At 60.7% G+C, this 14,584-nt stretch carries 14 protein-coding genes; 5 read left to right on the forward strand and 9 right to left on the reverse strand.

The window, feature by feature from the left end; translation table 11 throughout:
- Positions 1-43: 43 nt before the first annotated feature.
- Entirely contained in the window at positions 44-1,156 is a 1,113-nt protein-coding gene (locus AC0ZWN_RS05150; RefSeq protein WP_476334283.1) for an enoyl-CoA hydratase/isomerase family protein, read from the reverse strand.
- Between the two features lie 132 nt (positions 1,157-1,288).
- Between AC0ZWN_RS05150 and ung the strand changes: the two genes are divergently transcribed.
- The gene (ung, locus tag AC0ZWN_RS05155; RefSeq protein ID WP_007911441.1) at positions 1,289-1,981 is read left to right on the forward strand and encodes a uracil-DNA glycosylase; all 693 of its coding nucleotides are present in this window, start codon (positions 1,289-1,291) and stop codon (positions 1,979-1,981) included.
- Between the two features lie 119 nt (positions 1,982-2,100).
- Here ung and AC0ZWN_RS05160 read toward each other — a convergent pair whose 3' ends face one another.
- The 5 genes from AC0ZWN_RS05160 to AC0ZWN_RS05180 are packed head-to-tail and all read right to left on the reverse strand — an operon-like array spanning position 2,101 to position 7,482.
- The gene (locus tag AC0ZWN_RS05160; protein WP_476334284.1) at positions 2,101-3,135 is read right to left on the reverse strand and encodes an AbrB family transcriptional regulator; all 1,035 of its coding nucleotides are present in this window, start codon (positions 3,133-3,135) and stop codon (positions 2,101-2,103) included.
- Positions 3,128-4,642, reverse strand: a complete 1,515-nt coding sequence (locus AC0ZWN_RS05165) for a tripartite tricarboxylate transporter permease (RefSeq protein WP_476334285.1) — start codon at positions 4,640-4,642, stop codon at positions 3,128-3,130. The genes AC0ZWN_RS05160 and AC0ZWN_RS05165 overlap by 8 nt, the downstream gene beginning before the upstream one ends.
- Before the next feature lies 1 nt (position 4,643).
- Entirely contained in the window at positions 4,644-5,102 is a 459-nt protein-coding gene (locus tag AC0ZWN_RS05170; protein ID WP_016984708.1) for a tripartite tricarboxylate transporter TctB family protein, read from the reverse strand.
- A gap of 56 nt (positions 5,103-5,158) precedes the next feature.
- Entirely contained in the window at positions 5,159-6,136 is a 978-nt protein-coding gene (locus tag AC0ZWN_RS05175; RefSeq protein ID WP_016984707.1) for a Bug family tripartite tricarboxylate transporter substrate binding protein, read from the reverse strand.
- 53 nt (positions 6,137-6,189) lie between these two features.
- Positions 6,190-7,482 (reverse strand): OprD family porin, encoded by a 1,293-nt coding sequence (locus AC0ZWN_RS05180; protein ID WP_093438390.1) that lies wholly within the window; start codon positions 7,480-7,482, stop codon positions 6,190-6,192.
- A 236-nt stretch (positions 7,483-7,718) separates the two neighbouring features.
- Between AC0ZWN_RS05180 and AC0ZWN_RS05185 the strand changes: the two genes are divergently transcribed.
- Positions 7,719-8,390, forward strand: a complete 672-nt coding sequence (locus tag AC0ZWN_RS05185; RefSeq protein WP_007911422.1) for a response regulator — start codon at positions 7,719-7,721, stop codon at positions 8,388-8,390.
- Positions 8,383-9,768: a sensor histidine kinase gene (locus AC0ZWN_RS05190; protein ID WP_476334288.1), complete on the forward strand. Its 1,386-nt coding sequence runs from the start codon at positions 8,383-8,385 to the stop codon at positions 9,766-9,768. The genes AC0ZWN_RS05185 and AC0ZWN_RS05190 overlap by 8 nt, the downstream gene beginning before the upstream one ends.
- A gap of 106 nt (positions 9,769-9,874) precedes the next feature.
- Here AC0ZWN_RS05190 and AC0ZWN_RS05195 read toward each other — a convergent pair whose 3' ends face one another.
- Together AC0ZWN_RS05195 and ygfZ are read right to left on the reverse strand one after the other, a co-directional pair.
- Complete coding sequence (locus AC0ZWN_RS05195) at positions 9,875-10,696, reverse strand: HDOD domain-containing protein (protein ID WP_093438380.1); 822 nt, start codon at positions 10,694-10,696, stop codon at positions 9,875-9,877.
- Between the two features lie 35 nt (positions 10,697-10,731).
- Positions 10,732-11,673 (reverse strand): CAF17-like 4Fe-4S cluster assembly/insertion protein YgfZ, encoded by a 942-nt coding sequence (ygfZ, locus tag AC0ZWN_RS05200; RefSeq protein ID WP_476334290.1) that lies wholly within the window; start codon positions 11,671-11,673, stop codon positions 10,732-10,734.
- A gap of 150 nt (positions 11,674-11,823) precedes the next feature.
- Between ygfZ and AC0ZWN_RS05205 the strand changes: the two genes are divergently transcribed.
- Positions 11,824-12,078, forward strand: a complete 255-nt coding sequence (locus AC0ZWN_RS05205) for an FAD assembly factor SdhE (RefSeq protein ID WP_007911418.1) — start codon at positions 11,824-11,826, stop codon at positions 12,076-12,078.
- Positions 12,062-12,514 carry a protein YgfX gene (locus tag AC0ZWN_RS05210; protein ID WP_476334292.1) on the forward strand — a complete coding sequence of 151 codons (453 nt, stop codon included), beginning with the start codon at positions 12,062-12,064 and terminating at the stop codon, positions 12,512-12,514. Before AC0ZWN_RS05205 ends, AC0ZWN_RS05210 begins: the two co-directional genes overlap by 17 nt.
- Here the strand turns inward: AC0ZWN_RS05210 and nadB are convergent.
- On the reverse strand, positions 12,483-14,099 hold the full coding sequence (gene nadB, locus AC0ZWN_RS05215; RefSeq protein ID WP_099758256.1) for an L-aspartate oxidase: 1,617 nt from the start codon (positions 14,097-14,099) through the stop codon (positions 12,483-12,485). The genes AC0ZWN_RS05210 and nadB overlap by 32 nt on opposite strands.
- Positions 14,100-14,584 lie beyond the last annotated feature (485 nt).

Raw genomic sequence — 14,584 nt, forward strand, 5'->3', positions numbered from 1 at the left:
CTCGCGATGGGAATCCAGTCGTCATCGCGAGCATCGCGTCAGTTCAATACTGCGTCAGATCCGCCAACGGATGTCGGCCCTCCCAAACCTTGTGAAAGTGCGCCTCGACCACCGCATCCGGCACATTGTTGATATCCGGCCAATGCCAGTGCGGCTTCTGATCCTTGTCGATCAACCGTGCGCGCACCCCTTCGCTGAATTCCGGATGCCGGCAGCAATTGAGACTCAGGGTGTATTCCACCTGAAAGACTTCGGCCAGCGACATATGGCGGGCGCGGATGATCTGTTCCCAGACCAGATGCGCGGTCAGTGGTGAGCCTTCGCTCATGGTTTTCGCCGCCCGGGCAATCAACGGATCGCTGCTGTCGCGCTGCAGGCTGATGGCTTTCCACGCACAGGTAACGTCGCTGACGTCGAGCAGTTCGTCGATCTGCTGACGACGTGGCAACCACTGTGCCTCGGGCATCTGCGCCACGGCTTCCTGCTGCAGGGCCTTGAGCAGACTGTTGAGTTGCATGTCGGTCTGTTCCTGCCAATTCAGTTGCAGCAGGCCTTCGATCAGTTGCGGCTGTTGTTCGTCAAGCAGGAAGCGATCAGCCAGATCCAGATCGATCGCATCACGACCGTTCATGTGCGCCCCGGTCAGGCCCAGAAACAAACCGAGTTTGCCCGGCAGTCGCGCGAGAAACCAACTGGCGCCGACGTCCGGATACAGACCAATGGTGATTTCCGGCATGGCCAAACGGCTGCTCGGTGTGACGATCCGCGTACTCGCGCCTTGCAACAGGCCCATGCCGCCGCCGAGCACATAGCCATGGCCCCAACAGATCAACGGTTTCGGATAGGTGTGCAGGCTGTAATCCAGGCGGTATTCCGCGCCGAAAAACTGTGCGGCCAGCGGCGGGACTTCGCCGGGATGGGCGCGACAGGCCTCGACCAGGCTGCGCACCTCGCCGCCGGCGCAGAAGGCTTTGGCGCCGTTGCCGCGCAGCAGGACGCAGACGATTTGTGGATCCTTGGCCCAGGCGTTCAACTTGTCGCTGAGGGCGTTGATCATCGGCAGGGACAGCGCATTCAGCGATTTTTCAGCATCCAGGCTGGCGATACCGATGCGGGCGCCGTCGGTGCCGGTGAGTTCTTCGACGTGCAGATTCATCGTGACCTCGATCGGGAATTTGAACGATCAGTATGATCGTTGTGTGGGAAAGTGCCGGATCTGCATCAGATCATTTGACAAGCGTGGTCGGCTTTCCTAGGGTTCGCCCCATTGTTTTTGCCGGGTATGACCATGACTGCTGACGACCGTATCAAACTCGAACCGAGCTGGAAGGAGGCACTGCGTGCTGAGTTCGACCAGCCTTACATGGCAGAGTTGCGCCAGTTTCTGCAGCAGGAGCGGGCGGCCGGCAAGGAAATCTATCCGCCGGGACCGATGATTTTCAACGCGCTGAACTCGACGCCGCTGGATAAAGTGAAGGTGGTGATCCTCGGCCAGGACCCGTATCACGGCCCGGGCCAGGCCCACGGCTTGTGCTTCTCGGTGCAACCGGGCGTGCCGGCGCCGCCGTCGCTGGTCAATATCTATAAAGAGTTGAAGCGCGACCTCAACATCGATATTCCCAATCATGGCTACCTGCAGAGCTGGGCCGATCAGGGCGTGTTGATGATCAACACCACCATGACCGTCGAGCGTGCCAACGCCAATGCGCATAAAGACAAGGGCTGGCAGTTCTTCACTGATCGGATCATCGAGCTGGTCAGCGAGCGCCAGCCGCATCTGGTGTTCATGCTCTGGGGCGCGCACGCGCAGAGCAAACAGAAGCTGATCGATGCGACCAAGCATCTGGTGCTGACGTCGGTGCATCCGTCACCATTGTCGGCATATCGCGGGTTCTTGGGTTGTGGACACTTCAGCCGGACCAACAAGTTTCTCGAGCAGAATGGCGAGACGCCGATCGAGTGGCGTTTGCCGCCGATTTGATCGGTTGGCTGAGCGGGCCCCTTCGCGAGCAAGCTCGCTCCCACATTGGTTTTGCGGCGTTCATATGACCAATGTGGGAGCGAGCTTGCTCGCGAAGAAGGCAACTCGGTCTTGCAGACTTACTCGGGATTACGATTCCAGTACTTGAACAACGGCTCCGCCAGAAACAGCACAAACAACAACCGCATCACCTGCATCGCCGTCACCAACGGCACCGACAATTGCAGCGTCTCTGCCGTCAGACTCATCTCGGCAATCCCGCCGGGCATCATGCCCAGTGTCAGCGAACGCAGATCCAGATGGGTCAAAGCGCTCAACCCTAAAGCCGCCAGTGTCGCGATCAACATGGTCAACGCCGTGCCGATCAATGTCCGCCCCATGAATGAAGGCGCGCGGCGGAAGAACTGCCGATTGAAGTGACAACCCAGACCGCTGCCAATCAACCACTGACCAATCTGACTGCCGCCATTGGGCAAACCAATGTGCAAATCCCAGCCAATGCTCACCGCCGCACTCACCAGCAACGGTCCGAACAGCCACGGATTGGGTTGGCGCAAACGCTGCCAGAGCCAGGCGAGCAGACCGCCCGCCGGAAACAGAATCGCCAGCCAGCGCCAATCGACGCTGCCAGCGTGAGAAATCGGGTTGCCATCGCCGAGCAGGTACTTGAACGCTGCCGGCACACACAGCACCACCACCAGCACCCGCAAACTCTGCCCTGCCGCAACATGACTGAGCATCGCGCCGTTGCGGGCGCCGAGGTTGACCATCTCTCCGGAACCGCCCGGCATGCTCGAGAAAAACGCCGTGGCGCGATCCTCGCCGGTGCGGCGCATCAGCCAGACGCCGACCACCGCCGACAAACTGGTGACCAGCGCACCGAAGAAGATCAAACCGAAATGACTGAGCACCTGCTCCATCACCACCGGGGTGAAGTGCAGGCCGATGCCGATGCCGACAATCCACTGGCCGCACTTGCGGCCGCCAGGGATTTCCGTGAGTTGCCACGGGGTCAGGCAGCGCACGAGGATGATCGCCAGCAACGAGCCGACCATCCACGGCAGTGGCCAGCCGATCTGGCTGGCGACAAAGCCGCCAAGCAGACCGACCAGCGGGGTTCCCCACCAGGATTTCAGTGAAGCGCGATCAAACATCGGCAAGGGCGCGGCGCGCGACCGAGCGTTTGCGCCAGATGCGGATGATCGGCATCAGCAGCATGATTGCCGTCAGCACCCAGCAGCCGACGGTGATCGGGCTCGACCAGAGGATTTCCAGCGCACCGTTAGAGATCGACAGGGCGCGACGCAGGTTCTGCTCCATCAACTCGCCAAGGATGAAGCCCAGCAGCAGCGGCGACAGAGGGAAGTCCAGCTTGCGCAGGATGTAACCGAAGATGCCGATACCGATCATCAGGAACAGGTCGAACGTAGTGGCGTGCACCGCGTAGACGCCGATCCCGGTGATGATCGCGATCACTGGCACCAGTGCCCAGTTCGGCACGGCAAGGATGCGGGTGAAGATGCGGATCATCGGGATGTTGAGGATCACCAGCATGATGTTGGCGATGAACAACGAGGCGATCAGGCCCCAGACGATGTCCGGTTGTTGCTGGAACAGCAGCGGACCCGGGGTGATGTTGTACAGCGACAGGGCGCCGATCATCACCGCCGTGGTGCCCGAGCCGGGTACGCCGAGGGTCAGCATCGGCACCAGCGCACCGCAGGCTGCGCCGCCGATCGCGGTTTCCGGCGCGGCGAGGCCACGGGGGTCACCTTCACCGAACTTGCCGCTGGCGCCGGCCAGACGTTTTTCGGTCATATAGGCCACGGCACTGGCGAGGGTCGCGCCGGCACCCGGCAACACGCCCATGATGAAACCCAGCACGCCGCAACGGACGTTGACCACGAATACCGAGGCCGCTTCCTTGAAGTTGAACATCATCCGGCCGGTGGCTTTCACCGCTTCCTGGCCGTGGTGGGTTTTTTCCAGCAGCAGGAGAATTTCGCTGATCGAGAACAGACCCAGCACCAACACGACGAACTGAATGCCGTCGGTCAGGTGAATGTTGTCGCCGGTGAAGCGGTACACACCGCTGTTGGCATCGATGCCGACCGTTGACAGGAACAGGCCGATCAACGCGGCAATGAATGTTTTCAGCGGACGGTCACCGGCCATGCCGCCGAGACAGACGATCGCAAACACCATCAGCACAAAATATTCCGCGGGGCCAAAAGCAATCGCCCATTTCGCCAGCAACGGGGCGAAGAGGACCATGCCGCAGGTGGCGATGAACGCGCCTATGAACGAACTCCACGCCGACAACGACAGCGCTACACCGGCCAGGCCTTTGCGGGCCATCGGGTAGCCGTCGAGGGTGGTCATCACGGTGGAGGCTTCGCCTGGAATGTTCAGCAGGATCGAACTGATCCGGCCGCCGTATTCGCAGCCCAGGTACACCGCTGCCAGCAGGATCAGCGCCGACTCCGGTGGCAGGCCGAGGGCAAATGCGATCGGGATCAGCAATGCTACGCCGTTGATCGGGCCCAGGCCCGGCAACAGGCCGACGACGGTGCCGATCAGTGTGCCGCACAGCGCGGTCACCAGGTTGTACGGGCTCAGCGCGACGCCGAAACCCTGACCCAAATAGCCAAGAGTATCCATATCAGTTCTCCAGAACGCTGAGCAGGCCGAGAGGCAGCGGAACGTCCATCACACGGTCGAACAGCAGGTAAAGACCGATCGCCATCAGGCTGATGATCACCACACTCGGTAGCCAGCGGCCGCCGTACAGGCGAGCCATCGGAACGCCGGTGATGATGCTGGCGATGATGAAACCAAGAGGCTCGAAGGTGCCGGCGAATACCAGCAGCAGGACGACGCAAGCGGCGATCTTGATCAGGGTTTCGCGATCCAGTGGCGGCTCGTCATCGCTGTGTTTGATCGGTGCCGGGCGGAACACCATGTACAGCAGCGCCGCGCCCATCAGGCCGAGCATCAGCAGAGGGAAGGCGCGCGGGCCCACCGGTTCGTAGGAAAAAGCCGCTTGGTACGGCCACGCCATCAGTGCCAGGCCGGCACAGACCAGCAACAGCACGGAGGCGAAAATGCGTTGAATAAGCATGGGAGCTCCTGTGCCGCGTCCCCGTCATCGGGAACGCAGCCGCTAGACAGAGGCGATCACTGGATCAGGCCGAACTCTTTGGCCAGCACTTTGTAGTCCGCCACCTGCTTCTTCACGTAGGTGTCCAGTTCCGGGCCGGTCATGGCGAACGGGAACAGTTCACGCTGATCGCGCAGCTTGGCGAAATCCTCGGAGGCCAGCAGTTTGTCGAACGCGTCTTTCCACCAGGCGTAGTCTTCATCGCTGACTTTTGGCCCGAGGTAGAAGCCGCGTACCACTGGCCAGACAATGTCATAGCCTTGCTCGCGAGCGGTCGGGATGTCTTTCATCTCCGGCTCGTCGAGACGTTTGTCGGCGAACACCGCGAGCAGGCGCATGTCACCGCTCTGGATGTGCGGCATGGAGTCGGAGATGTCGGTACTGCCGACCTGAATGTGACCACCGAGCAGGGCGGTAGCGATTTCGCCGCCACCTTCAAGCGCAACATAACGCAGGTCACGCGGGTTGATCCCGGCAGCCTTGGCGATCAGTGCAGTTTGCATCCAGTCCTGGCTGCCGACGGTGCCGCCGGAGCCGATCACCACGGAGCTTGGATCTTTCTTCAGTGCCTGAACGAGATCGTCGAGGGTCTTGTAGGGCGAATCGCTCTTCACCGCGATGGCGCCGTAGCTGGTGCCAACCGCTGCCAGCCAGCGCACGTTGGTCTCATCGAAGCGACCGAACTTGCCCTGAGCCAGGTTCAACAGCGAACCGCTCGACCACGCCACCAGCGTGCCGGCATCCGCCGGACGTTGCGCGACCACGGCGTTGTACGCCACCGCGCCGACACCGCCGGGCATGTAGGTCACGCGCATCGGTTTGGTCAGCAGTTTCTGGTTGACCAAGGCGCTCTGCGCCAGTTTGCAGGTCAGGTCGAAACCACCGCCGGGGGAGGCCGGGGCGATACATTCCGGACGTTTCGGTTCGGCCATCAGTTGGCCGGCAAACAGGATGCAACTGGCGGCCAGTGCAACTTTACGCAGTGACAGGTTCATTCGATTCTCCACGGGCATTGTTGTTATTCGACGTGTTTTTCACTTACGGGCATTTACCAAAGTGCAACGCTATAGCTCACCAGCAAACGTACTTCGTCTGCATCGCGAGCCGAGTAGTTGGAGCGGTAAGTGGCATTACGCAAACGCACGGCGACATCCTTCAAGGCGCCGCTTTGTACTACATATTTGATCTCGGTGTTGCGTTCCCACTCTTTGCCTTCTTCACCGTTCTTGAGCTTGATGTTGTCACCGCTCAAGTAGCGGCTCATGAAGCTCAGGCCTGGAATGCCGAGTTTGGCGAAGTCGAAGTCGTAGCGAGCCTGCCAGGAGCGTTCTTCAGCACCGGCGAAGTCGTTGATCTGCACGAAGTTGACCAGGTACGGGTCACTGCCATCGACATAAGGGAAGGCGCTGTCGCCAGACATGTGCTGATAACCGGCGCTGAACTTGTGGCCGCTCAGCGCATAGCTGACCAGACCGTTGAGCGAGCGGTTGTCGATCTCGCCGCCACGGGCTGCGCCCTGATCATCACTGACGGCGAAACGCAGGTCAGTGGCAAACGTGCCGGGACCCATCGGCCGTGAGGCAACGAGGCCGAAGAAGTGCTGGTTGTAGACTTCGTCGAGTTGGGCGAAGTGGTAACTGCCGGTGATCTTGTCGGTGAACTTGTAGTCCACGCCGCCAAAATCGAAGTGCTTGCCAGCGGCGGTGCCGGCAAAACGGCTGTTCTTGTTGTTGAGGGCGATGTCCTCGAAATCGGTGCTGTCGCGATCCTTGGCTTTCTCCAGACGGCCGCCGGTGAAGGTCAGGTTCTTGATCTCTTTGGAGGTCAGCAAGCCGCCTTCAAAGGTCTGCGGCAGGATGCGCCCGTCGTTCGGTTTGAGGATCGGCAGTTCGGGGATCAGACTGCCGATTTTAAGTTCGGTGGCAGAGATTTTCACTTTGCCGGTCAGGCCGACTTTGGAGTATTCATCCGCCGCGCGCCCGTCATCATGGGTCGGCAGCAGGCCGGTACCGGTGCGGTCCGGGCTTGAATCAAGTTTGACCCCGAGCATGCCCAGCGCATCGACACCGAACCCGACGGTGCCGTCGGTGTAACCCGATTGCAGATTGAGCATGAATCCCTGAGCCCATTCGTCACGCTTGGACTGTTGAGCACTGGTGCCATCGCGAAAGTCGCGATTGAAATACATGTTGCGGGTTTCGAACGTCGCGCTGCTGTCGTCAATGAAGTCGGCAAAACTCAACGGCGAAAAACCGGCAAGAGCGGCGGCACTGGCGAGGGCGGTGTGGCTGAAACGGGAAGGGCGGACAGGCGTGGAGGCCTGAGGCTGCATGGACGGCATGCGGGTGTACTCCGTTTATTGTTCTTATTGGTCGAAAACGCTTCGAGGCGTTTTTCTTTACGCTGTGTGGCATCAGCGACGGCAGTTCGGACTGTCCGTAGGCCGACTCTAACCGGCTAACCTTTCACTAACCTTTCAGCTGACTTTCAAGGTTTTCGGGCTTCACAGCGGCGGTTGCGGCTGTAAACTCCGCGGCAAAGCGTGGCGTTGGCCATTCCTGAACGAGGTAAAAATCCATGCGTGTTCTGCTCGTCGAAGACCATCTGCAACTGGCCGAAAGCGTTGCACAGGCCCTCAAGAGCACCGGTCTGACCGTGGATGTGTTGCACGATGGCGTGGCTGCCGATCTGGCATTGGGCAGCGAGGAATACGCCGTAGCGATCCTCGATGTCGGCCTGCCGCGCATGGACGGTTTCGAGGTGCTCGCGCGTTTGCGCGCACGCGGCAAGAATCTGCCGGTGTTGATGCTGACTGCGCGCAGCGATGTGAAGGATCGCGTCCATGGCCTCAATCTGGGCGCCGACGATTACCTCGCCAAACCGTTCGAGCTGACTGAGCTGGAAGCACGGGTCAAAGCTTTGCTGCGCCGCAGTGTCCTCGGTGGTGAACGCCAGCAGCGCTGCGGTGTGCTGGCCTACGACCTCGACACCCGGCGCTTCACCCTCGGCGAAGAGTTGCTGACCCTGACGTCCCGCGAACAAGCGGTGCTGGAAGCGCTGATCGCCCGGCCGGGGCGGGTGATGAGCAAGGAGCAACTGGCGTCCCAGGTGTTCGGCCTCGACGAAGAGGCCAGCCCCGATGCTATCGAAATCTACGTGCACCGCTTGCGCAAGAAACTCGACGGCCAACCGGTGGCGATCGTGACGTTCCGTGGTCTGGGTTATCTGCTGGAAAGCCGCGATGCATAAGCCCAGCAGCCTGCGCTGGCGTTTGCTGTGGAACCTTGCATTGCTGCTGGTGGTGCTGATGCTCGCCAGCGGTTTGAGCGCGTACTGGAATGGTCGCGAAGCCGCCGACACCGCGTATGACCGCACGCTGCTGGCCTCGGCGCGGACCATCGCGGCGGGCCTGTCGCAGCGTGACGGCACGCTGAGCGCCGATGTGCCCTACGTCGCACTCGATACCTTCGCTTACGACAGCGCCGGGCGGATTTACTATCAGGTCAACGATATCCATCAGAAGCTGATTTCCGGCTACGAAAACCTCCCCGGCCCGCCACCGGGGACGCCGCGAACGGACAGTTATCCCGCGTTGGCGCGCTTCTACAACGCCACCTACAACGGTCAGAACGTGCGCGTGGTCAGTCTGCTGAAAGCGGTGAGCGAGCCGAACATGAACGGCATGGCGGAAATCCGCGTGGCCGAAACCGACGAAGCGCGGGTGAGCATGGCGCGCAGTCTGGCCGCCGATACCTTGCTGCGTTTGGGCATGTTGGCGATTGGCGCGTTGTTGCTGGTCTGGTTCGCGGTCAGTGCGGCACTGCGCCCATTGGAGCGCTTGCGCACGGCGGTGGAAGAGCGTCAGCCCGACGACTTGCGCCCGCTGCCATTGGTTGAAGTGCAGCATGAACTGTGGCCGCTGGTGCGCGGGCTCAATCACTTCACCGAGCGCTTGCGCGGGCAGTTTGAACGGCAAGCGCAGTTCATTGCCGATGCCGCCCATGAGTTGCGCACGCCTTTGGCAGCGCTGAAGGCGCGGCTTGAGCTGGGCCTGCGTTCCAACGATGCCGAGGTCTGGCGTTCGACGCTGGAGTCCTCCGCACAAAGCACTGATCGCCTGACGCATCTGGCCAATCAGTTGCTGTCGCTGGCGCGGGTCGAAAACGGCGCCCGGGCGATTGCCGAGGGCGGCGCGCAGTTGCTCGATCTGAGTCAGTTGGCCCGAGAGCTGGGCATGGCCATGGCGCCACTGGCGCACAAGCGCGGGGTGGCCCTGGCGCTCGAGGCTGACGAACCGGTCTGGCTGCGCGGCGAGCCGACGTTGTTGAATGAGTTACTGAGCAATCTGGTGGACAACGCCTTGGCGCACACGCCATCGGGCGGCAACGTGATTTTGCGGGTGACGGCGCCGGCGGTGCTTGAAGTGGAAGATGACGGCCCGGGGATTCCGCTGGAAGAGCGCGATCGGGTGTTCGAGCGCTTCTATCGGCGTAATCAGCAGGTCGCAGGTTCTGGCCTGGGTTTGGCGATTGTCGGTGAGATCTGCCGGGCGCATCTGGCGCAGATCACCTTGCATGATGGTGAACAGGCGGGGTTGAAGGTGCGGGTCAGTTTTATCGCCGGCTGATTGTGCTGGTTTTGCTGGCCCCTTCGCGAGCAAGCTCGCTCCCACTCTGGAATGCATTCCAATGTGGGAGCGAGCTTGCTCGCGAAGGTCGCGCCTCGGTTCCGGATCAATAAAACATCGTCCGCGACTCTTCCAGATCTTCACACAGCGCTTTGTTTTCCGGATCAATCCCAAGCTTTCTGAACGCCGGCACGCTCAGTGGATCAATCCGCGCAAACGGGTGGTCAGTGCCCTTGTGGCAATACAGGCTCGCCACCTGCACCAGATCGACATAGTCAATTGCAGTCGAGTCGCGCTTGAAGTCCTGATAGCGCCCCGGCAACTCCACCAATCGTTCCGGAAACTCCCACACGCGCAGCAACTTGTCGCCGAGCAACGGGTGAATATGGTCGATCACATGGTTGAGGCTGACCGGATCCGACAGCAGCTCATAATGATCTTCGGCGTAGGTCAGAATCGGCAGTACCCCGATCTGATGCACCAGCCCGCCAAGGGCTGCCTGATCGGGCTTGAGTTGCGTGTAGCGGCGGCACAACGCGTAACTGACCCCGGCAATTTCCAGGCTCTTGCGCCAGACTTCGCGCATCTTCTGTTCGACCACTTCCGAGCGGGCGTGAAAGATCTGCTCCATCACCAGGCCGATGGCCAGGTTGCTGCTGTAATTGATGCCCAGCCGGGTGATGGCTGTGTGCAGGTCGGTGACTTCCTGCGCGGCGCGCAGCAGCGGGCTGTTGACCACTTTGATCAGGCGCGCCGACAGTGCCGTGTCGCGGCCGATCACTTTGCTCAGGTCGCTGACACTGATCTCCGGGTCTTCAGCGGCCTTGCGAATCTGCAGGGCCACTTCCGGCAACGTGGGCAGAACCAGGTCATCGTTATCGATGGCCGCAACCAAATCCTGTTGGACTTTTTCCGCCAGTTCGCTCATTTAAACTCTCTAGGGTGTTGCAACAAATGCTGCGATCAGCGCTGGATTTCGCGGTCGCGATCCAGTTCGTAAGGCAGGTCGAGCAGATGCAGCGCGGGACCTTCGAGGGTGCCCAGATGCAAATCACCGGCTTCGGCAGCTTCGGCCTGCAGCACCGCCAGGAGTTCAATGTTTTGCCCGGCCTTGGCGGCCAGCACCACTTCGCCAATGGCGCTGTTGTGGCTCGGCGCAAACAGTTGTGTGCCAGGTTCCGGCAAATCAGCAGCGTCCAGGCTCAAGCGGTACAGACGACGCTTGAGTTTGCCCAGGTACTGCATGCGCGCGACGATTTCCTGGCCGGTGTAGCAGCCTTTTTTGAAACTCACGCCGCCGACGGCCTGCAGGTTGAGCATCTGCGGGATGAACAGCTCGCGAGTGCTTGGCATGACCTGACCGATACCGGCGCGGATCTGGCCCAGCAGCCATTGATTCAGTTCGGCTTCAGGCAGGGCTTCGGACAATTTGGCTTTGATGGCGTCAGCTTGATCGGCCGGTGCCCAGAGTTCGGCGCGGTCGGGCGAGACGCGGATCGCGATCAGGCCATCGTGACGCACAACGCTGTCGGTTTCCGCCGGCAGGTCCAGACCAAGACCGATCAAGGCACTGTCGCCGTGCTCCAGGCCGAAGCGTACCCAGGCGGCGCTTTCGTCGGTCAGTTTCGATTTGGAGAACACCGCGTACTTTTTCAGATCCGCCAGTTGCGGCTCCAGCAGCTCGCTGGCCATCGCCAGGACCACGCCGTCACCTTCGAGCAGAATGCGGAAGCTCGACTGCATCCGGCCTTTCTGTGTGCAACGAGCACCGAGGCTGGCGCGGCTGTCGCTCAGGTAATTGAGATTGCAGGTCAACTGGCCTTGCAGGAATTTTCCGGCATCCGCGCCGCGAACCGCGAGAACGCCTTCATGAGACAGGGTGCAGAAAAAAGCAGAATCGGCCATGGGTCTTCGCAGGGTAAATAGACTGGGGCACATCATAAGGGCGCGTTGGTGAAATGGGTAGTTGATAAAGGATCGGTGGTGCCCGACCAAAGCCGACTGTGCGACCCGCCTCGGCGCTGTATACTTGCCGCCAAATTTGAGGAGGGCTCCATGGTCGAACAAGTTGAACTGAATCGCCTCTTTTGGCACAGCCGTCGCGGCATGCTTGAGCTTGACGTGTTGCTGGTGCCGTTCGTGCAGGAGGTTTACGCGACGTTGAACCAGGTGGATCGCGATCTGTATGTCCGTCTGTTGACGTGTGAGGATCAGGACATGTTCGGTTGGTTCATGGAGCGCAGCGAGTCTGAAGATCCGGAGCTGCAGCGCATGGTTCGCATGATCCTGGACCGTGTCCAGCCCAAGTAACACGTTCGAATGCCGCTGGCATGCCTCACGGCAGTTGCTGGCGGCGTATCTGTTGGCCCAGGCGTTCGCACTGGGTTCGGTGTTCCTGCTTTCTATTCCATTCTGGGCAAGTTTGCTCGGGGCTTTTGGCTGTCTGCTTCACGGATATTGGGTGTTGCCTCGGCAGATTCTGCTAAATCACCCTCAGGCGTTTCGCGGATTGCGCCGGGACGCCGATGGCTGGCAGTTGTGGAATCAGGCGGATGGCTGGCAAGCCGTGCAGTTGAGGCCGGACAGCCTGGCGCTGCCGTTGATCGTGGTGTTGCGTTTTCGTCTGCGTGGGGAATGGCGGGTCAGATCAATCTGTGTGCCACGGGACTCGCAGGCGGCGGATCTGCACCGACGCCTGCGAGTGCGGCTCAAGTTCAGCCGGCGTAGGTGGGCGGCACCAGAATAGTGTCGAGCGCCTCAGGCAACAGGTCGGGATAGTCGAGGGTGTAATGCAGGCCGCGACTTTCCTTGCGCTCCATGGCTGAACAAATCATCAGTTCGGCGACTTGTGCCAGGTTGCGCAGTTCGATCAGATCACGGCTGACCTTATAGTTGCTGTAGAACTCGTCGATTTCGTCCAGCAGCAGGCGCACACGGTGCTGCGCCCGTTGCAGGCGCTTGTTGGTGCGCACGATGCCGACGTAGTCCCACATGAACCGCCGCAGTTCATCCCAGTTGTGCGCGATGATCACGTCCTCGTCGGAGTCGGTGACCTGGCTGGCGTCCCAGACGGGCAGGGCGCTTGGCGCGGCGACATCGTCCAGTTGCGCGAGAATGTCCGCCGCCGCCGAACGGGCATAGACGAAACATTCCAGCAGCGAATTACTGGCCATGCGGTTGGCGCCATGCAGGCCGGTGAAGCTGGTTTCGCCGATGGCATACAGGCCCGGCACATCGGTGCGACCGTTCTGATCGACCATCACGCCGCCACAGGTGTAATGCGCCGCCGGGACGACCGGAATCGGCTGCTTGGTGATGTCGATGCCGAAGCCCAGGCAGCGCTCATAAACAGTCGGGAAGTGACTTTTAATGAACGCTTCGGGTTTGTGGCTGATGTCGAGATACACGCAGTCAACGCCCAAACGCTTCATTTCATGGTCGATGGCCCGGGCGACGATGTCGCGCGGTGCCAGCTCGGCGCGCTTGTCGAAGCGGGACATGAAGCGTTCGCCATTGGGCAGCTTCAAATGGGCGCCTTCGCCGCGCAGGGCTTCGGTGATCAGAAAACTCTTGGCCTGCGGGTGATACAGGCAGGTCGGGTGGAACTGGTTGAACTCCAGGTTCGCCACCCGGCAACCCGAACGCCATGCCATGGCGATGCCGTCACCGCAGGCGCCGTCGGGGTTACTGGTATAGAGATAGACCTTGGCGGCACCGCCCGAGGCCAGAATCACGAAGCGTGCGCCGTAGGTGTCGACTTCGCCAGTCTTGCGGTTGAGTACGTAGGCGCCGAGGCAGCGTTCGCCTTCCATGCCTAAGCGTCGTTCGGTGATCAGGTCGACGGCGACCCGCTGCTCCAGCAGTTCGATATTCGAACGCTCTTTGGCCTGGGCCAGGAGGGTTTTGAAGATGGCAGCGCCGGTGGCATCGGCCGCATGGATGATGCGGCGGTGACTGTGGCCGCCTTCGCGGGTCAGGTGAAATTCGAATCCGCCGTCTTCAGTGCCGGACTGATCGTCGCGGGTGAAGGGCACGCCTTGGTCGATCAGCCACTGGATGGCCTCTCGGCTGTGCTCGACGGTGAAACGCACTGCGTCTTCGTGGCATAGACCGCCGCCGGCGTTCAGGGTGTCGTCGACGTGGGATTCGACAGTGTCGGTGTCATCCAGCACAGCTGCGACGCCGCCCTGGGCCCAATAGGTGGATCCGTTGGCGAGATCGCCTTTGCTCAATACGGCAATGCGCAAATGACCCGGCAGGGTCAGCGCGAGACTCAAACCGGCAGCACCGCTGCCAATGACCAGAACATCATGTTGGAATTGTTGGCTCATTACAGGATTCCGCTCAAAGCGACCCGGGTCGGGGGTGGTGCAGGACTGCCGGATCGGCGAGTCAAGACAGCCACACAGCCCACTAGTATATAGAGGGGGGGAGCGGCACAATAGCCGGGCCGATATGGCATTGTGAAACTACTGTGACCGAAAAAACCGTGTGCTTCGTCGGAAGTTTTTCTCACCCGTTTGGGGAAAAGACGACTGTATCGGTGCTGAAACAGCCTTTTTCTGCACAGGGTCGCCCAATGTCAGGTGGTGACGGCTATAAATAATTGGAACTTTTGCCAAAGGCCCAAGATCAATAGTCGGTGCCAGAGATAAGGGACAGTGTCGGCTTCAGTGCGGAATCTGCGGTTGGATTCCTGCCGGCGAAACCGATGACAAGATTATTCGCGCAGCCGGTTTATCCCGAGCTGCGCTTTTCGTGCGTGCCAAATCAGAGCCCGCAGGAAACTTGCCTGGAGGGGGAGAACTTTTGCGAA

Source organism: Pseudomonas sp. 3B-A001-10F (assembly GCF_056313565.1).